Raw genomic sequence first — 14,209 nt, forward strand, 5'->3', positions numbered from 1 at the left:
TCAGCTCACAGCCATTTGGCGTGGGATCACACCGACTTGCCCCCACCTGGCGGCTTCGCCGCCTGTCCGCCCCCGTAGGGGGCGGAGCCTTCGCACCAGCGCTCTTCCCCCTCCGGGGGAAGACGACCGCGAAGCGGTCCGTAGGGGGCAAGTGATCCGGCCCAGAATCCTTGACATCCACGCCCCCTCATGCGCCTTTCCGCCCCTCGAAATTCACCGCGTTCCAAAGACTTTCCATGACCTCGACGCACGCCTATCGCACCCATACCTGCGGCGCCCTGCGGGCTTCCGACACCGGAAACGCCGTCCGCCTGTCGGGCTGGATCCACCGCAAGCGCGACCACGGCGGCCTGGTCTTCATCGACCTGCGCGACCATTACGGCCTGACCCAGCTGGTGCTGCACCCCGAAACCCCGGGCTTCGACGTGGTCGAGCGCCTGCGCGCCGAGAGCGTGATCCGGGTCGACGGCGAGGTGATCGCCCGCGACGCCAGCGTCGTGAACCCCAACCTGCCGACCGGCGAGATCGAGCTGCGCGTCTCGGCCGTGGAAGTGCTGTCGACCGCCGACGAGCTGCCGCTGCCGGTCTTCGGCGAGCCGGACTATCCGGAAGAGATCCGCCTCAAGCACCGCTATCTCGACCTGCGCCGCGAGACCCTGCACAAGAACATCGTGCTGCGCTCGCGCGTGATCCAGTCGATCCGCTCGCGGATGTTCGCGCAAGGGTTCAACGAGTTCCAGACGCCGATCCTGACGGCCAGCTCGCCGGAAGGCGCGCGCGACTTCCTGGTGCCCTCGCGCCTGCATCCGGGCAAGTTCTACGCGCTGCCCCAGGCGCCCCAGCAGTTCAAGCAGCTGCTGATGGTCTCGGGCTTCGACCGCTACTTCCAGATCGCCCCGTGCTTCCGCGACGAGGACCTGCGCGCCGACCGCTCGCTGGAATTCTACCAGCTGGACGTCGAGATGAGCTTCGTGACGCAAGAAGACGTGTTCGCGGCCATCGAGCCGGTGATGCACGGCGTCTTCGAGGAGTTCTCGAACGGCAAGCCGGTGTCGCCGATCGACGGCGAGCACACCTTCACCAACGACTTCGGCGTCAGCTCGACCCACAAGGGCTTCGAGCGCCTGACCTACGCCCAGTCGATGGCCTGGTACGGCAGCGACAAGCCGGACCTGCGCAACCCGATCAAGATGGCCGACGTCTCCGAGCACTTCCGCGACGGCGGCTTCGGCCTGTTCGCCAAGATCCTGGGCGCCGACGCCAAGAACAAGGTGTGGGCCATCCCCGCGCCGACCGGCGGCAGCCGCGCCTTCTGCGACCGCATGAACTCGTGGGCGCAGGGCGAGGGTCAGCCGGGCCTGGGCTACGTCTTCTGGTCGGAGGACCAGGGCGGCTGGGGCGGCCCGATCGCCAAGAACCTGGGCGAACCGACCCAGGCGCTCATGGAAAGCCTGGGCCTGGGCTCGGGCGACGCGGCCTTCTTCGTGGCCGGCGACCCGGCCGTGTTCGCCAAGTTCGCCGGCCTGGCCCGCACCCGCGTCGGGATCGAGCTGAAGCTGGTGGCCGAGGAGCAGTTCAAGTTCTGCTGGATCGTCGACTTCCCGATGTTCGAGTGGAACGAGGACGAGAAGAAGGTCGACTTCTCGCACAACCCGTTCTCGATGCCGCAGGGCGGTCTGGAGGCCCTGGAGACCCAGGACCCGCTGACTATCCGCGCCTACCAGTACGACATCGTCTGCAACGGCTACGAGTTGTGCTCGGGCGCGATCCGGAACCACAAGCCCGAGATCATGCTCAAGGCCTTCGAGACCGCCGGCTACGGCGCCGAGGTGGTCGAGGAACAGTTCGGCGGCATGCTGAACGCCTTCCGCTACGGGGCCCCGCCCCACGGCGGCCTGGCGCCCGGCATCGACCGCATCGTCATGCTGCTGGCCGAGCAGGTCGCCATCCGCGAGGTCATCGCCTTCCCGCTGAACCAGCAGGGCCAGGACCTCCTGATGAACGCCCCGGCCGAGGTCCTGGACAAGCAGTACAAGGAACTGCACATCCGCTCGGCCCCGCCCATCAAGGTGTAGGCTGGCGGCGTCGCCCCCATACGAAGAGGCCCTCCGATCCCGGATCGGAGGGCCTTTTTCTTTGAGCCTCGGCCGCTCAGTACTTCGGCGGCTTGGGGGGCTTCGGCGGCTTGGGCGGGACCGGCGGCGGGTTGGCGGCCAGGCGGGCGGCGGCCTCGATCTCGGCGCGGTGGGCTTCGACCTCGGCCCGGGCGGCCTCGGCCTGGGCGCGCTCGAAGCTGGGGCTGATGCGGATGCGCATGTTGCCGCCCGAGCAGTTGCGGACGCTCAGGCCGCGCGGCAGGCGGGTGGCGCCGTCGCCGCAGGCCTCGTCCAGCTGGTCCTGGTCCAGGCCGCGGGCGTTGGACAGGTCGGCGCCGCTGAGGCTGGCGCCCGACAGGTCGGCGCCCCGGAAGTCGGCGCCGTTGAAGATCGCGCCGCGCAGGGTCGAGCCGGTGAACTCGGCGTCCTTGAAGCTGGCGCGCTCGAAATTGCCGCCGCTCAGGTTGCTGGCGTTCAGCTCGGCCGAGGCGAAGTTGGCGCCCTTGGCGTTGACGCCCTGCAGGTTGGCGCCGACCACCTCGCTGCTGGACAGGTTGGCGCGCTCCAGGTTGGCGCCCTGGAAGCTGGCGCCGTGCAGCTCGCTGCTGGACAGGTCGACCCGCGACAGGTCGGCGCCGATGAAGTTGGCCCCGCTGCTCTCGATGCCCGACAGGCGGGCGTCGGTGAAGATGGCGTGCGAGAAGCCCGCGCCGCGCATCTCGGCCCCGCGCAGGTCGGCCCGCGACAGGTCCGCGCCGGTGAAGTTGGAGCCGAAGAAGCTGGCGCCGCGCAGGTCGGCGCCGATCAGATTGGCCTTGGCGTAGTTGGCGCCGGTGAAGCGGGCGCCGGTCAGCTTGCGGCCCGACAGCTCGCAGTTCACGCAGGCGCCGCCCAGCGAGATCATCCGGGCCACGTCCTTGTCCTCGACGCCGGCATAGGCCTGGTGAGCCACGGCCGACAGGGCGAGGGACAGAGCGGCGACAGCGATCCGCAAGCGGGACATCAAAACCTCCAGACCGGTCAAGATAAGCGACCGTGTGGGTTACGATTTGGGGCCCACGACGCTCAAGCGCCACTTAAATCGCGGTAATGACGGAAGTTTAACGGCAGGAGGGCACGGAAAACCCATGCGGCAAACGGGTGGACGGATCGCCGCAGGCCCGGTTCAGCTGGCCCTGGGTCAGGCCGACGGCCCGGTCCATCTCGGCTCCCGAAAGGTTCGCGCCGGTCAGGGTCGCGCCCCGGAAGTTGGCCCCCTGCAGATAGGCGCCGACCAGGCTGGCGTTGGTCAGGTTGGCCCCGGCGAAGCTGGCCCCGCCGAACACGCCGCCGTAGAAATTGACGTCGCGCAGGTCGCCGCCGGCGAAGTTGGTCCGGTTCATCTCGGCCAGGCTGAGATCGGCCTGGCGCAGGCGGGCGCCGGCCAGGTTGCGGCCCTTCAGCACCTTGCCCGACAGATCGGCCTGGAAGAGGTTGCAGCGCGGGCAGTTGGCGCCGGCCCGGACATTGGCGATCTGTCCGGCGTTCTGCGCCGAGGCGGGCGCGGCCAGGGCCAGCAGGCCGGCGGCGGCGAGGATCGGGAGCAGCGGTTTCATTCTGGCGCGCGTCTTTCGGCGGAAACGTCGATCAAACATGGCCCTGCAAGCTTAAGGCCAGGCAAACGACGGCGGGCCACGTCAGCCCGCGTCGCTCTCGCCTTGCGGTCCGCCGTTGGCCTGGGTCCCGCAGCTGTCGCAGACCACCAGCCCGCCCTTGCGGCTGAGGGCCAGGTCGCCGCAGGCCGGGCAGACGTCGCCGCTGGCCCCCGCCGGACGCGGTTGCTCGTCGCGGCGGCCGCCGAACGGCAGGAACACCAGGTTGTCGGGCGCCGCGCCGCGCGAGAAGCCCCTGGAGATGAACTTGCTGGCGGGCAGGGGCTCGGCCTCGGCCGCGCCGTCCTCCACGCCTTCGCCCCGGCCCAGGCCGTCGGCGTTGAACTCGCCCGGATCGGCGTTGGCCAGGTCGTCGCGCCCCAGATACGAAACGCCCAGCTCGCGGAAGATGTAGTCGAGGATCGAGGTCGCCGACTTGATCGAGTCGTTGCCCGTCACCGGACCGGCCGGCTCGAACTTCGTGAAGACATAGGCGTCGACGAACTCGTCCAGAGGCACGCCGTGCTGCAGGCCCAGCGACACGGCGATGGCGAAGTTGTTCATCAGGCTGCGGAAGGCGGCGCCCTCCTTGTGCATGTCGATGAAGATCTCGCCGACCTCGCCGTCCTCGTATTCGCCGGTGTGCAGATAGACCTTGTGGCCGCCGACCGCGGCCTTCTGGATATAGCCCTTGCGGCGGTCGGGCAGCTTGCGGCGAGCGCGGCCGCCGCGTTCCACGACCCGCTCGACCACGCGTTCAACGATCCGTTCCTTGACCTGCACCGGCGGGGCCTCGGCGGCGGGCGCTTCGGCGCGGACGGGCCTGGGCGCCTCGGCTTCGGGCTCGGGCAGGGACAGGGCGAAGCCCGGGGGCGGGGCGGCGCGGTTCAGGCGCAGGGCGCGGACCCCGGCGCGGGCCGCGGCGGCCTGCAGGCGGGCGGCGTCGGCGGGGCGAGCGTCGAACGGCGTGTCCAGCACGGCCGGGACCGCCAGGCAGGTGAAGGTCTCGACCGCGGCGATCATCGCCAGGCGATCGGCCAAGGCCGGCGTCTCGAGGGCGGCGAACAGCGCGCGCAGTTCGCCTTCCAAGGCCTCGCAGTCCGACAGCCGGCGCGCGCCGAGGGCGTGGCGCTCAGCCGCCTCGATCTCGGCCTCGGAGAAGCCGGCGAAGGCCAGGGTGTCGAACTCGGGATCGGCCAGGGCCTCGGCGGGGACGCCCAGCACGTCGCTGAGGAAGCCGGCCCCGATCACGGAAGGAGCGAAGGCGGCGCGCAGGCTGGCGGCGTGGCGCAGGGCGTCCTCGGCCTGCTCGATCTCGTGGGCGGTGAAGCCGCGGACCTGCAGGACCATGTGGTCGATCGCCGGGGATTCCGCCAGCGAACCATAGCCCATGGCGTGGCGGCGGGCGGCGTCGAGTTCGGCGCCGGCCTCGTTCAGGCAGGTGTGGGCCGCGGCGCTGAAGATCGGGACCAGCAGGCCGTCGGCGGTCTGGGCGGTCGAGATCGGCGCGGCGCCGGCCGCGTGGCCCAGGGTCTTGCCGCCCAGGCGCAGGGCGGCCTCGGGATCGGCGAACGCGGCGACAAGGCGCGACGAGCGCAGGCCGTGCTTGCGGGCCAGGCCGTGGGCGACGGCCAGAGCGGCGGCGGCCTCCGAGGCCAGCGGCGAGCGCAGGGCGGCGGCGCGCACGCGGCGCTCGGCCAGGCCGCGCAGGACGCCCTGACGTTCCTGGGTGAAGGCGGGATCGGCGCCCAGGGCCGCGGCGGTCTCGGCGCTGGCGCTCATCGCCGCGCCGACCGTCAGCGCCCACAGGGCCGAGGCGGCGTCGCGCCCGGCGTCGCCGGCGGCCGAAAGGCCTTGGACCAGCAGCCAGTCGCCGACCCCGGCCAGGCCGATCTCGGCCGGACGGTCGCCGCGCTCGATCTCCAGGGCGGTGGCCCACAGGCCCACCACCTGGTTGAAGCCGGCGGAGTCGAAAGCGTCGTCGTGCTGGAAGGCGGTGACGTCGATGGCGGCGCGGACCGGCGCGTCCTTGGCCAGGGCGTCGGCGTCCTCGGGCGACAGGGCCAGGATCAGGGCGCTGGTCTCCCAGCCGATCTGGGCCGCGAAGCTGGCGGCCTCGTCGACCGCAGCCACGCCTTGGCGCGAGGCCGTGGCGACCAGCGACGAGGGCGCGCTCGCGTCGGCGTCGATCAGCCCCGTGCGCGGCGCGCCGGCCAGGGCGATCGCGTCCAGGATCATCCGGTCGTCGGCGCCCAGGTCCCGGGCCCGGCGCGCGGCGCGGCCCAGGGCGCTGTTCTTGGTCGGGTCGGCGCAAGCCTTGGCGTCGCCGTGGCAGCGCTGGACGGCGTCGCCGACCTGGGCCAGGGCCCCGTCGAGGCGCGCGGCGGCCCTGGCCGCCAGCCGGGCCGAGCGCCAGCGGGCCAGATGGCCTTCGACGGCGGGCTTGAACTCGATCTCGGCGATATCGGGCAGGCGCTGGGCCGCGGCCGGCGTTCCGACCGGCGAGGCCACGCCCGTCAGCATGGTGGCCAGCAGGGCGTCGCGGAAGGCGTCGGCGTCGGCGGCGTCGCCGAACACGCCGTCCGAAAGGCCTGTCTTGGCCACGGCGTCGGCGTAGCGGGCCGGACCGCCGCCCAGCGGGGCCTCAGGGTCGAAGATCCCGTCGTTGCGTTCGGCGGCCCAATCCAACCAGGCCTCGACCCGGGCGTCGGTCCAGTCTTCCGGGGCCAGCACCTCGACGACGGCGTTCGGGCGCTCGATCTCGCGCGGCGCGACGCACGGAGCGGAGGCGGGGTGTCGGGACTGGATGCGCATGGGCGATTCCGCGGCCTGGGCGCCCGGGTGCGCCAAGAATTAGCCATCCTAGATCGCCGAACAACGGCCTTCAATAGATGTGGGGTGCCCGATGGCCGTGATCCACAAGATGTTGAAGCTGGAACGTGACGCCCGATGCTGGACGCTGGAAGGCCGCCGACCTATAGTCCGGCCGCTTCGCAACGCCTCGGCGTTGCCTGGAAACCCTCCCAGTTTGGGACCTTTGCGAGATTGGTGCTGACGCGGTGCTGAAAGCGATCTTCACGTGGTGGAACGGCGCGACTATCGGTCAGCGCTTCCACATTAGCCGTCGTGGCGTGTTCGTGGGCCAGGACGACTACGGCAACCGCTACTACGAGGCGCGGGACAACAAGGACAGCTACGACGCCCGCAAGCGTCGCTGGGTGATCTACGACGGCTACGCCGAGGCTTCCAAGGTGCCGCCCGAATGGAGCGGCTGGCTGCACTATACGTTCGACGAGCCGCCGACCACGGCGCCGCTGAAGCGTCGCGCCTGGGAGAAGGACCACCATCCCAACCTGACCGGCACGATCTACGCCTGGCGTCCGAAGGGCTCGCTGGCCCGGGGCGGCGAGCGCGCGGTCGCCACCAGCGACTACAAGCCCTGGTCGCCCGAATAGGATGACGATCCGGCGGTCCCTGACGGGCGTGACGGCGGCGGCCCTGGCCGCCTCGCTGATCGGCGGCGGCGCCTGGGCGCTGCAAAACGCGCCGCAACAGCCGCCGGCCGCCCAGACCCCGCCGACCGCGCCCACGCCGGCCCCCGCGCCGGTCCAGCCGCGCCCCGCGCCGACGCCGCGTCCTGCGCCGACGGGCCCCGGGGCCCAACCGATCGTCCCGCAATCCAGCACGACGACGACCCCGGCGCCGCCGACGGCCTCCACCGCGCCGGCCCGGCCCGCGCCGGCCGCCAAGCCCGCCGCGACCGAACCCGAGAAGCCGGCCGAGCCCCTCAAGCGCGCCCGATCATCCGTCGCCATTCTCCAGGCGCTGGACAAGGTGACGACCGAGACGATGCGGTTCGAGGCCCCGGTCGGCCAGCCGATCCGCTACAAGACCCTGGTGTTCACGGTCCGCGCCTGCGAGACGACCGCGCCCGACGAGGACGCCCCCGACTCGATCGCCTATGTCACCGTCGACACCCAGCCCAAGGCGCTGCCGGGCCGCGTGGCGCCGCCCGGGCGTCAGATCTTCAAGGGCTGGATGTACGCCAACTCGCCGGGCCTGAACCCGCTCGAGCATCCGGTCTATGACGCCTGGCTGATCGCCTGCAAGACCTCGGCCCCGGTCGCGCCGGCCGCCAACCGATAGAAGTCGGCCTGGGCCGTCCAGGCCCGGCCCAGCCGGCGACGATAGTCGGCGCGCGTGATCTCCATCGTTCCGAACTGTTCGAGGTGCTCGGTGATGAACTGGGTGTCCAGCAGCCGGTAATCGCCGGCGATCAGCCGTCCGGCCAGATGGACCAGGGCCACCTTGCTGGCGTCGCGGCGGGTCGAGAACATGCTCTCGCCGAAGAAGCAGGCCCCGAACGCCACGCCGTAGAGGCCGCCGACCAGCTCTTCGCCGTCCCAGCATTCGACGCTGTGCGCCAGGCCGCGCGCGAACAGCTGGCCATAGAGGCGCTGGATTGGCGTGTTGATCCAGGTCTCCAGCCGCCCGGGGCGCGCGGCGGCGCAGGCCTCGACCACGGCGTCGAAGGCGGTGTCGATGCGGACCTCGAACGGTTCGGCCCGGACTGTGCGGGCCAGTCGGCGCGGGACGTGCACGCCGTCCAGCGGCAGCACGCCCCGGCGCTCGGGGTCGATCAGGAAGATGCTCTCGTCCTGGCGGGCGTCCGCCATGGGGAAGACGCCGCGCTCGTAGCAGGCGATGAGATCATCGACCGTGAAGGCGTCGTCCATGGCGATCCCAGACGTTGAGCCTTAGCCCTGCGCCTTGATCCAGCGCTCCAGCCAGTGGATGTCGTAATCGCCGGCCAGGATGTCGGGTTGCACCAGCAGGTCCTGGAACAGCGGGATCGTGGTCTCGATGCCGCCAACGACCATCTCGCCCAGGCAGCGGCGCAGGCGCGCGATACACTCCTCGCGGTCGCGGCCGTGGACGATCAGCTTGCCGATCAGGCTGTCGTAATAGGGCGGGATCGCGTAACCGGTGTAGATCGCCGAATCCAGCCGCACGCCCAGGCCGCCGGGGGCGTGGAAGTCGGTGATGGTGCCGGGCGAAGGCGTGAAGGTCCGCGCGTTCTCGGCGTTGATCCGGCACTCGATGGCGTGGCCTTCGAACACTACGTCGTCCTGGGTGAACGACAGCGGCAGGCCGGCGGCGATGCGGATCTGCTCGCGCACCAGGTCGATGCCGGTGATGGCCTCGGTGACCGGGTGCTCGACCTGCAGGCGGGTGTTCATCTCGATGAAGAAGAACTCGCCGTTCTCCCACAGGAACTCGATGGTGCCGACGCCGAGGTAGCCGATGGCCTTGACCGCATCGACGACGATCTTGCCGATCTTGGCGCGGTCCGCCGCGCCCAGGGCGGGCGAGGGGGCTTCTTCCAGCACCTTCTGGTGGCGGCGCTGCAACGAGCAGTCGCGCTCGCCCAGGTGCACCACGTTGCCGTGGCTGTCGGCGATGACCTGCAGCTCGATGTGGCGCGGCTTCTGGAGGTAGCGCTCCATGTAGACCGTGTCGTCGCCGAACGCCGCGCGGGCTTCCGAACGGGCGGTCGAGACCGCCTCGGCCAGGTCCTCGCGGGTCTGGGCCACCTTCATGCCGCGACCGCCGCCGCCCGAGGCGGCCTTGATCAGCACCGGGAAGCCGATGCGCTCGGCGGCCTCGAAGGCCTCTTCCTCGGTGGACACGCCGCCGTCCGAGCCGGGGACGACCGGGATGCCGGCGTCCTTCACGGCCTGCTTGGCGGTGATCTTGTCGCCCATCATCCGGATGTGTTCCGGCTTGGGGCCGATGAAGGTGTAGCCGTGCGCACCGACGATCTCGGCGAAGCGGGCGTTCTCGGATAGGAAGCCGTAACCCGGGTGGATCGCCTGGGCGCCGGTGATCTCGGCGGCCGCGATGATCGACGGGATGTTCAGGTACGACTTGGCGGCCGAGGCGGGGCCGATGCAGACGCTCTCGTCGGCCAGGCGCACCCACATGGAGTTGGCGTCGGCTTCGGAGTGCACGGCCACGGTGGCGATGCCCATTTCCTTGCAGGCGCGGTGAACCCGGAGCGCGATCTCGCCCCGGTTCGCGATGAGGATCTTGTCGAACATGAGCGTTACTCGATGACGACGAGCGGCTCGCCGAACTCGACGGGCTGGGCGTCGGCGACCAGGATCTCGACGATCTTGCCGGCCTTCGGGGCCGAGATCGGGTTCATGGTCTTCATGGCTTCGACGATCAGCAGCGTCTGGCCGGCCGCGACGGTGTCGCCGACCTTGATGAAGGCGTCCGCGCCCGGCTGGGGCGACAGGTAGGCGGTGCCGACCATCGGCGACTTGACCGCGTCGCCGCGGACGGCGGCGGCCGGAGCGGCGGCTTCGGCGGCGGGGGCGGGCGCGGCGGCGACCGGAGCCGGCGCGGCCACGGCCTGCGGGGCGGCGACATAGGTGGTCTGGGCGGCGGCGACGGTCAGTTCACGGGCCACGCGGATCTTCAGGCCGGCGTGCTCGACCTCGATCTCGGACAGGCCGGTGTCCTTCAGGATGTCGGCCAGCTTGCGGACCAGGCGGGCGTCGATCGACGGGGTCTCGACCGGATCGGCGGGGGCCTTGGGATTGGACATGGAAGCTTACCTTGCTGTCTTCTGAAGCCGGGGTCGCCGGCTAGTTCGCGCCGATCAGGCCGGCTGCGGCCTCGATCGCCAGTTCATAGCTCGCCGCGCCGAAGCCGGAGACCAGTCCGGTCGCCGCGAGCGAAACGAAGGTGTGGCGGCGGAAATCCTCACGCGCCGCCGGGTTGGACAGGTGACACTCGATGACCGGAATCTTCAAGGTCTTCAGAGCGTCGAGCAGAGCGATCGACGTGTGGCCGTAGCCCGCCGGATTGATCACCAACGCGCAGGCCTCCGTCCGGGCTTCCTGGACCCAGTCGATCAGCACGCCTTCGTGATTGCTCTGCCGGAAGACGACGGAAAGGCCCCGAGCGGCCGCCCGCGCTTCGCAGCGCGCACGGACATCGTCGAGCGTGTCCTTGCCGTAGATCTCGGGCTCGCGCGTTCCCAACAGGTTGAGGTTGGGGCCGCTCAGCACATGGATGGGTTTTGCCATTCGGCTCCGCCGTCGATTCCGGGAGGTCTTGTATAGCCGGTTCCCTCGCGTCACAAGCAGGGCTCGCTTCGGAGGTGACATGAAGCTTCTCTTGAACGGCGAGGAACGCGACATCGCCGACATCGTCAGCATCGCGGACTTGGTCGCGACCCTGGGCCTGGACGCCCGCAAGGTGGCGGTCGAGCGCAATCTCGAGATCGCGCCGCGCTCGACCTATGGCGATACGATCCTGGCCGACGGCGATCGGATCGAGATCGTGACCTTCATCGGCGGCGGCTAAGGGGTCTCCCGGGGTTTGAAACCCCGCCCTCGCGAGCGTACATGCAGGCCATGAACGCGCACGTCCCCCCCGAATCCGCCGTCCCCGCCGATGAGGCGCAAGACACCTGGACCGTCGCCGGCCGCACCTTCCGCTCGCGGCTGATCGTCGGCACCGGCAAGTACAAGGACTACGCCACCAACGCCGCCGCGGCGAAGGCGGCGGGCGCCGAGATCGTCACCGTGGCCGTGCGCCGGGTGAACCTGACCGACCCGACCCAGCCGCTGCTGGTCGACTTCGTCAAACCGACCGAATTCACGTTCCTGCCGAACACGGCGGGGTGCTTCACCGGCGAGGACGCGGTGCGCACCCTGCGTCTGGCCCGCGAGGCCGGCGGCTGGGACCTGGTGAAGCTGGAAGTGCTCAGCGATCCCAAGACCCTCTATCCCGACATGGAAGAGACCCTGCGCTCGCTGAAGCTGCTGGTCGCCGAGGGCTTCCAGGTGATGGTCTACTGCTCGGACGACCCGGTCTACGCCCGGAAGCTGGAAGAGGCCGGCGCGGTGGCGATCATGCCGCTGGGCGCGCCGATCGGCTCGGGCCTGGGCATCCAGAACCGCGTCAACCTGCGGATCATCGTCGAGAACGCCAAGGTCCCGGTCCTGGTCGACGCGGGCGTGGGCACGGCCTCGGACGCGGCCATCGGCATGGAGCTGGGCTGCGACGCCATCCTGATGAACACCGCCATCGCCGAGGCCAAGGACCCGATCCGGATGGCCCGCGCCATGAAGCACGCGGTGATCGCCGGCCGCGAGGCGTACCTCGCGGGCCGGATGCAGAAGCGGCTCTACGCCGACCCCAGCTCGCCGCTGGCCGGCCTGATCTAAACCGGAGCCGAGGCCTTCTTGGCCTTGGCCGCCCGGGCCTGATCGATGGCCAGGTTCAGGGCGTGCATGTCGGCGCCGGGGATCATCGTGTCGCCGACGAAGAAGGCGGGCGTGCCTTCGATGGCCAGGGCCTCGGCCAGGGCGTGGGTGTCGGCCAGATGCTGGGTGACGGCCTCGGATTCGCCGACCGCGCGGGCCTTGGTCAGGTCGATGCCCATCGCCTGGGCGATGCGCATGACGGCGGCGGCGTCGAGGCTCTTCTCGGCCATCAGGCGCTTGTGCAGCTCGATCGTCTTGCCCTGGTCCTTGGCGCCCAGGACCAGGCGGGCGGCGGTCTCGGAATCGTGCCCAAAGATCACGAAGTCCTTGAACACGAAGCGCACGTCGGGGTTCTTCTGGATCAGGTCGACGATCTGCGGCGCGGCCAGCTTGCAGTAGCCGCAGCGGTAGTCGAAGAACTCCACGACCGTGATCGAGCCGTTCGGATTGGCCACGAAGTCGCGCGGATCGCGCTCCAACGCCTGGCGGTACTTGTTGATCGCGCCCTTGGCGGAGCTGGCCTTCTCGGCCGCCTGCTTGGCCTGGAGCTTGTTGCTCATCTCGACCAGCACCTCGGGGTGCTCGATCAGATAGGCGTGGACCTTCTCGCCGAAGGCCTTGTCGGCGTTGGCCTGCCCGCAGCCGATCAGGGAGAGGGCGGCGATGGACGCGGCGGCGATCGCCAACGGGCGGAAGGTCTGGAGCATGAAGGTCTCTGGAAATGGGCTAGCGGCGCAGGCCCGAGGTGACGGCGCCTTCCTTGGCCAGGTCCTTGAGGTCCTGGTTGGAAGGGTTCGAGGTCAGGACGATGTCGGTGGCGCGACGCCATTCGACGCTGTCCTTCTTGAGCAGTTCGCGGGCCCGCATGGCGAAGACGCGCGCCTCCTGGGTGGCGCCCATGTTGAAGTACTGCTCGGCGGTGGCCAGGCGGGCCTTGCCGTCCTCGCCGCGCTTGTCATAGGCCTGGGCCAGCAGACGCCAGGCGACGGCGTTGTCGCTCTCGTCCAGCAGCGAGCGCTTCAGCTCGGCGATGCCTTCCTCGACCTTCTTGGGATCGTCCTGGCCGATCAGGGTCTGACCCAGGTTGACGCGCAGCAGGGCGGCGTCGGGCTTGAGGGCCACCGAGCGGCGCTGGGGCTCCTCGGCTTCCTTGACGCGGTTGAACTCGAACAGGATCTGGCCCTTGAGCTCCCAGAGATAGGGATTGTTCTCGTTCTCGGCGATCAGGCCGTCGAGGATCTTCAGGGCCCGGTCGGGCTCCTTCATCTGATAATAGGCGATCGCGCGGGCGTAGCGGGCCGGGAAGGCGCGGTCGTTTTCCTTGTACTTCACGATCGCCACGCCGGGATTGATGAAGCCCTCCAGCTTGGCCTTCATGATCTCGTGCTCGGCCAGCGAGGCCGGGTCGTCGACGGTGTTGTAGTGCGGCAGCTTCTCAACCCGGCTGCGCAGGGCGTCGATGCGGTCGCCCGACAGGGGGTGGCTGCGGAAATAGGCATAGCGCCGCGACTGGTCGAAGACCTCCTGGTAACGGAAATTGTCGAAGAACTCGACGAGGCCGCGGCCGGACTGGCCGGTGGCTTCCAGGAAGCCGGCCCCGGCCTGGTCGGCGCGCGATTCCTGGTCGCGGCTGTAGCCCAGGGCGCCCAACTGGCCGAAATAGCTGGCGTTGCCCAACAGCACCGCCCCGGCGTCCGGCGCCCCGGCCAGGGCGGCCAGAACGCCCAGGCCCATGGTCAGGATCATCGGCTTGAGGCCGGCCCGCATCATTTCGCCCGAACGCAACGGGTGCGCCCCGGCCAAGTGTCCGGTTTCGTGGGCGATGACGCCCTTCAGCTGGTTGGGCGTCTCGGTCTGCAGGATCAGGCCGGTGTTCAGGCCCATCATCAGGCCCTGGGTGGCGAAGGCGTTCAGTTCCTTGTCGCCGACCAACAGGATACGGACCGTCTTGGGATCCAGGCCCGCCGCCGCGTAGATCGGGTCGGCGTCGCGGTGCAGGATCTCTTCGATCTCGGTGTCGCGGATCAGCGAGACGCCGTCCTGGGCGCGCGCCGGCGCCGCGGGGGCCAGGATGGCCGCCAGCAGGGCCAGCGCGGACAGCGCCGAACCCGTCTTCCTGGTCACGCTTTCGGAAGCCGCCCTTATCCGGGAGGTCATCGAAACTCTCCTGATCGCGCCCCCGCGCTCAAGCCGGCAGTCT

General features: G+C 70.0%; 14 protein-coding genes. 5 read left to right on the forward strand and 9 right to left on the reverse strand.

Translation table 11 applies throughout. The features are described 5' to 3' along the window. The first annotated feature begins 236 nt into the window (after positions 1–236). Complete coding sequence (gene aspS, locus WAE60_RS23370) at positions 237–2,075, forward strand: aspartate--tRNA ligase (RefSeq protein ID WP_337689115.1); 1,839 nt, start codon at positions 237–239, stop codon at positions 2,073–2,075. Positions 2,076–2,151: 76 nt separating this feature from the next. Here aspS and WAE60_RS23375 read toward each other — a convergent pair whose 3' ends face one another. The 3 genes from WAE60_RS23375 to WAE60_RS23385 form a co-directional block, all read right to left on the reverse strand. Then, a complete protein-coding gene (locus WAE60_RS23375; protein WP_029917320.1) occupies positions 2,152–3,099 on the reverse strand; it encodes a pentapeptide repeat-containing protein in 948 nt (315 codons plus the stop codon). 97 nt (positions 3,100–3,196) lie between these two features. Next, positions 3,197–3,691, reverse strand: a complete 495-nt coding sequence (locus WAE60_RS23380) for a pentapeptide repeat-containing protein (protein ID WP_337689116.1) — start codon at positions 3,689–3,691, stop codon at positions 3,197–3,199. A gap of 81 nt (positions 3,692–3,772) precedes the next feature. Continuing rightward, a complete protein-coding gene (locus tag WAE60_RS23385) occupies positions 3,773–6,541 on the reverse strand; it encodes a ribonucleotide reductase (protein WP_337689117.1) in 2,769 nt (922 codons plus the stop codon). A gap of 245 nt (positions 6,542–6,786) precedes the next feature. Between WAE60_RS23385 and WAE60_RS23390 the strand changes: the two genes are divergently transcribed. Continuing rightward, positions 6,787–7,182, forward strand: a complete 396-nt coding sequence (locus tag WAE60_RS23390) for an NADH:ubiquinone oxidoreductase subunit NDUFA12 (RefSeq protein ID WP_029917317.1) — start codon at positions 6,787–6,789, stop codon at positions 7,180–7,182. A 1-nt stretch (position 7,183) separates the two neighbouring features. Continuing rightward, a complete protein-coding gene (locus tag WAE60_RS23395; protein ID WP_337689118.1) occupies positions 7,184–7,873 on the forward strand; it encodes a DUF2155 domain-containing protein in 690 nt (229 codons plus the stop codon). On the opposite strand, the gene aat is transcribed toward WAE60_RS23395, so the two are convergent. From aat to WAE60_RS23415, 4 genes are read right to left on the reverse strand one after another with little or no spacing between them, the layout of a single operon-like run. Then, on the reverse strand, positions 7,810–8,463 hold the full coding sequence (gene aat, locus WAE60_RS23400; protein ID WP_029917315.1) for a leucyl/phenylalanyl-tRNA--protein transferase: 654 nt from the start codon (positions 8,461–8,463) through the stop codon (positions 7,810–7,812). The genes WAE60_RS23395 and aat overlap by 64 nt on opposite strands. 21 nt (positions 8,464–8,484) lie before the next feature. Further along, positions 8,485–9,828 carry an acetyl-CoA carboxylase biotin carboxylase subunit gene (accC, locus tag WAE60_RS23405; RefSeq protein ID WP_029917314.1) on the reverse strand — a complete coding sequence of 448 codons (1,344 nt, stop codon included), beginning with the start codon at positions 9,826–9,828 and terminating at the stop codon, positions 8,485–8,487. Between the two features lie 5 nt (positions 9,829–9,833). Beyond that, entirely contained in the window at positions 9,834–10,340 is a 507-nt protein-coding gene (gene accB, locus WAE60_RS23410) for an acetyl-CoA carboxylase biotin carboxyl carrier protein (protein WP_337689119.1), read from the reverse strand. 40 nt (positions 10,341–10,380) lie between these two features. Further along, positions 10,381–10,824 carry a type II 3-dehydroquinate dehydratase gene (locus tag WAE60_RS23415; RefSeq protein WP_029917312.1) on the reverse strand — a complete coding sequence of 148 codons (444 nt, stop codon included), beginning with the start codon at positions 10,822–10,824 and terminating at the stop codon, positions 10,381–10,383. Between the two features lie 79 nt (positions 10,825–10,903). Here WAE60_RS23415 and thiS point away from each other — a divergent pair, with 79 nt between their 5' ends. Next, positions 10,904–11,104, forward strand: coding sequence for a sulfur carrier protein ThiS (gene thiS / locus WAE60_RS23420; protein WP_029917311.1), 201 nt, complete (start codon positions 10,904–10,906; stop codon positions 11,102–11,104). Between the two features lie 50 nt (positions 11,105–11,154). After that, positions 11,155–11,970: a thiazole synthase gene (locus tag WAE60_RS23425; protein ID WP_337689120.1), complete on the forward strand. Its 816-nt coding sequence runs from the start codon at positions 11,155–11,157 to the stop codon at positions 11,968–11,970. Here the strand turns inward: WAE60_RS23425 and WAE60_RS23430 are convergent. Together WAE60_RS23430 and WAE60_RS23435 are read right to left on the reverse strand one after the other, a co-directional pair. Then, positions 11,967–12,716 (reverse strand): DsbA family protein, encoded by a 750-nt coding sequence (locus tag WAE60_RS23430; protein WP_337689121.1) that lies wholly within the window; start codon positions 12,714–12,716, stop codon positions 11,967–11,969. The genes WAE60_RS23425 and WAE60_RS23430 overlap by 4 nt on opposite strands. A gap of 19 nt (positions 12,717–12,735) precedes the next feature. Further along, a complete protein-coding gene (locus WAE60_RS23435) occupies positions 12,736–14,166 on the reverse strand; it encodes a M48 family metalloprotease (RefSeq protein ID WP_029917308.1) in 1,431 nt (476 codons plus the stop codon). Positions 14,167–14,209: the final 43 nt, after the last annotated feature.

The sequence above is a fragment of the Caulobacter sp. CCG-8 genome (genome assembly GCF_037402475.1).
Taxonomy (GTDB): domain Bacteria; phylum Pseudomonadota; class Alphaproteobacteria; order Caulobacterales; family Caulobacteraceae; genus Caulobacter.

Coding starts and splice junctions, on each gene's coding strand:
- aspS (WP_337689115.1), top strand. CDS start 237: ATGACCTCGACGCACGCCTATCGCACCCATACCTGCGGCGCCCTGCGG.
- WAE60_RS23375 (WP_029917320.1), bottom strand. CDS start 3,099: ATGTCCCGCTTGCGGATCGCTGTCGCCGCTCTGTCCCTCGCCCTGTCG.
- WAE60_RS23380 (WP_337689116.1), bottom strand. CDS start 3,691: ATGAAACCGCTGCTCCCGATCCTCGCCGCCGCCGGCCTGCTGGCCCTG.
- WAE60_RS23385 (WP_337689117.1), bottom strand. CDS start 6,541: ATGCGCATCCAGTCCCGACACCCCGCCTCCGCTCCGTGCGTCGCGCCG.
- WAE60_RS23395 (WP_337689118.1), top strand. CDS start 7,184: ATGACGATCCGGCGGTCCCTGACGGGCGTGACGGCGGCGGCCCTGGCC.
- aat (WP_029917315.1), bottom strand. CDS start 8,463: ATGGACGACGCCTTCACGGTCGATGATCTCATCGCCTGCTACGAGCGC.
- accC (WP_029917314.1), bottom strand. CDS start 9,828: ATGTTCGACAAGATCCTCATCGCGAACCGGGGCGAGATCGCGCTCCGG.
- accB (WP_337689119.1), bottom strand. CDS start 10,340: ATGTCCAATCCCAAGGCCCCCGCCGATCCGGTCGAGACCCCGTCGATC.
- WAE60_RS23415 (WP_029917312.1), bottom strand. CDS start 10,824: ATGGCAAAACCCATCCATGTGCTGAGCGGCCCCAACCTCAACCTGTTG.
- thiS (WP_029917311.1), top strand. CDS start 10,904: ATGAAGCTTCTCTTGAACGGCGAGGAACGCGACATCGCCGACATCGTC.
- WAE60_RS23425 (WP_337689120.1), top strand. CDS start 11,155: ATGAACGCGCACGTCCCCCCCGAATCCGCCGTCCCCGCCGATGAGGCG.
- WAE60_RS23430 (WP_337689121.1), bottom strand. CDS start 12,716: ATGCTCCAGACCTTCCGCCCGTTGGCGATCGCCGCCGCGTCCATCGCC.
- WAE60_RS23435 (WP_029917308.1), bottom strand. CDS start 14,166: ATGACCTCCCGGATAAGGGCGGCTTCCGAAAGCGTGACCAGGAAGACG.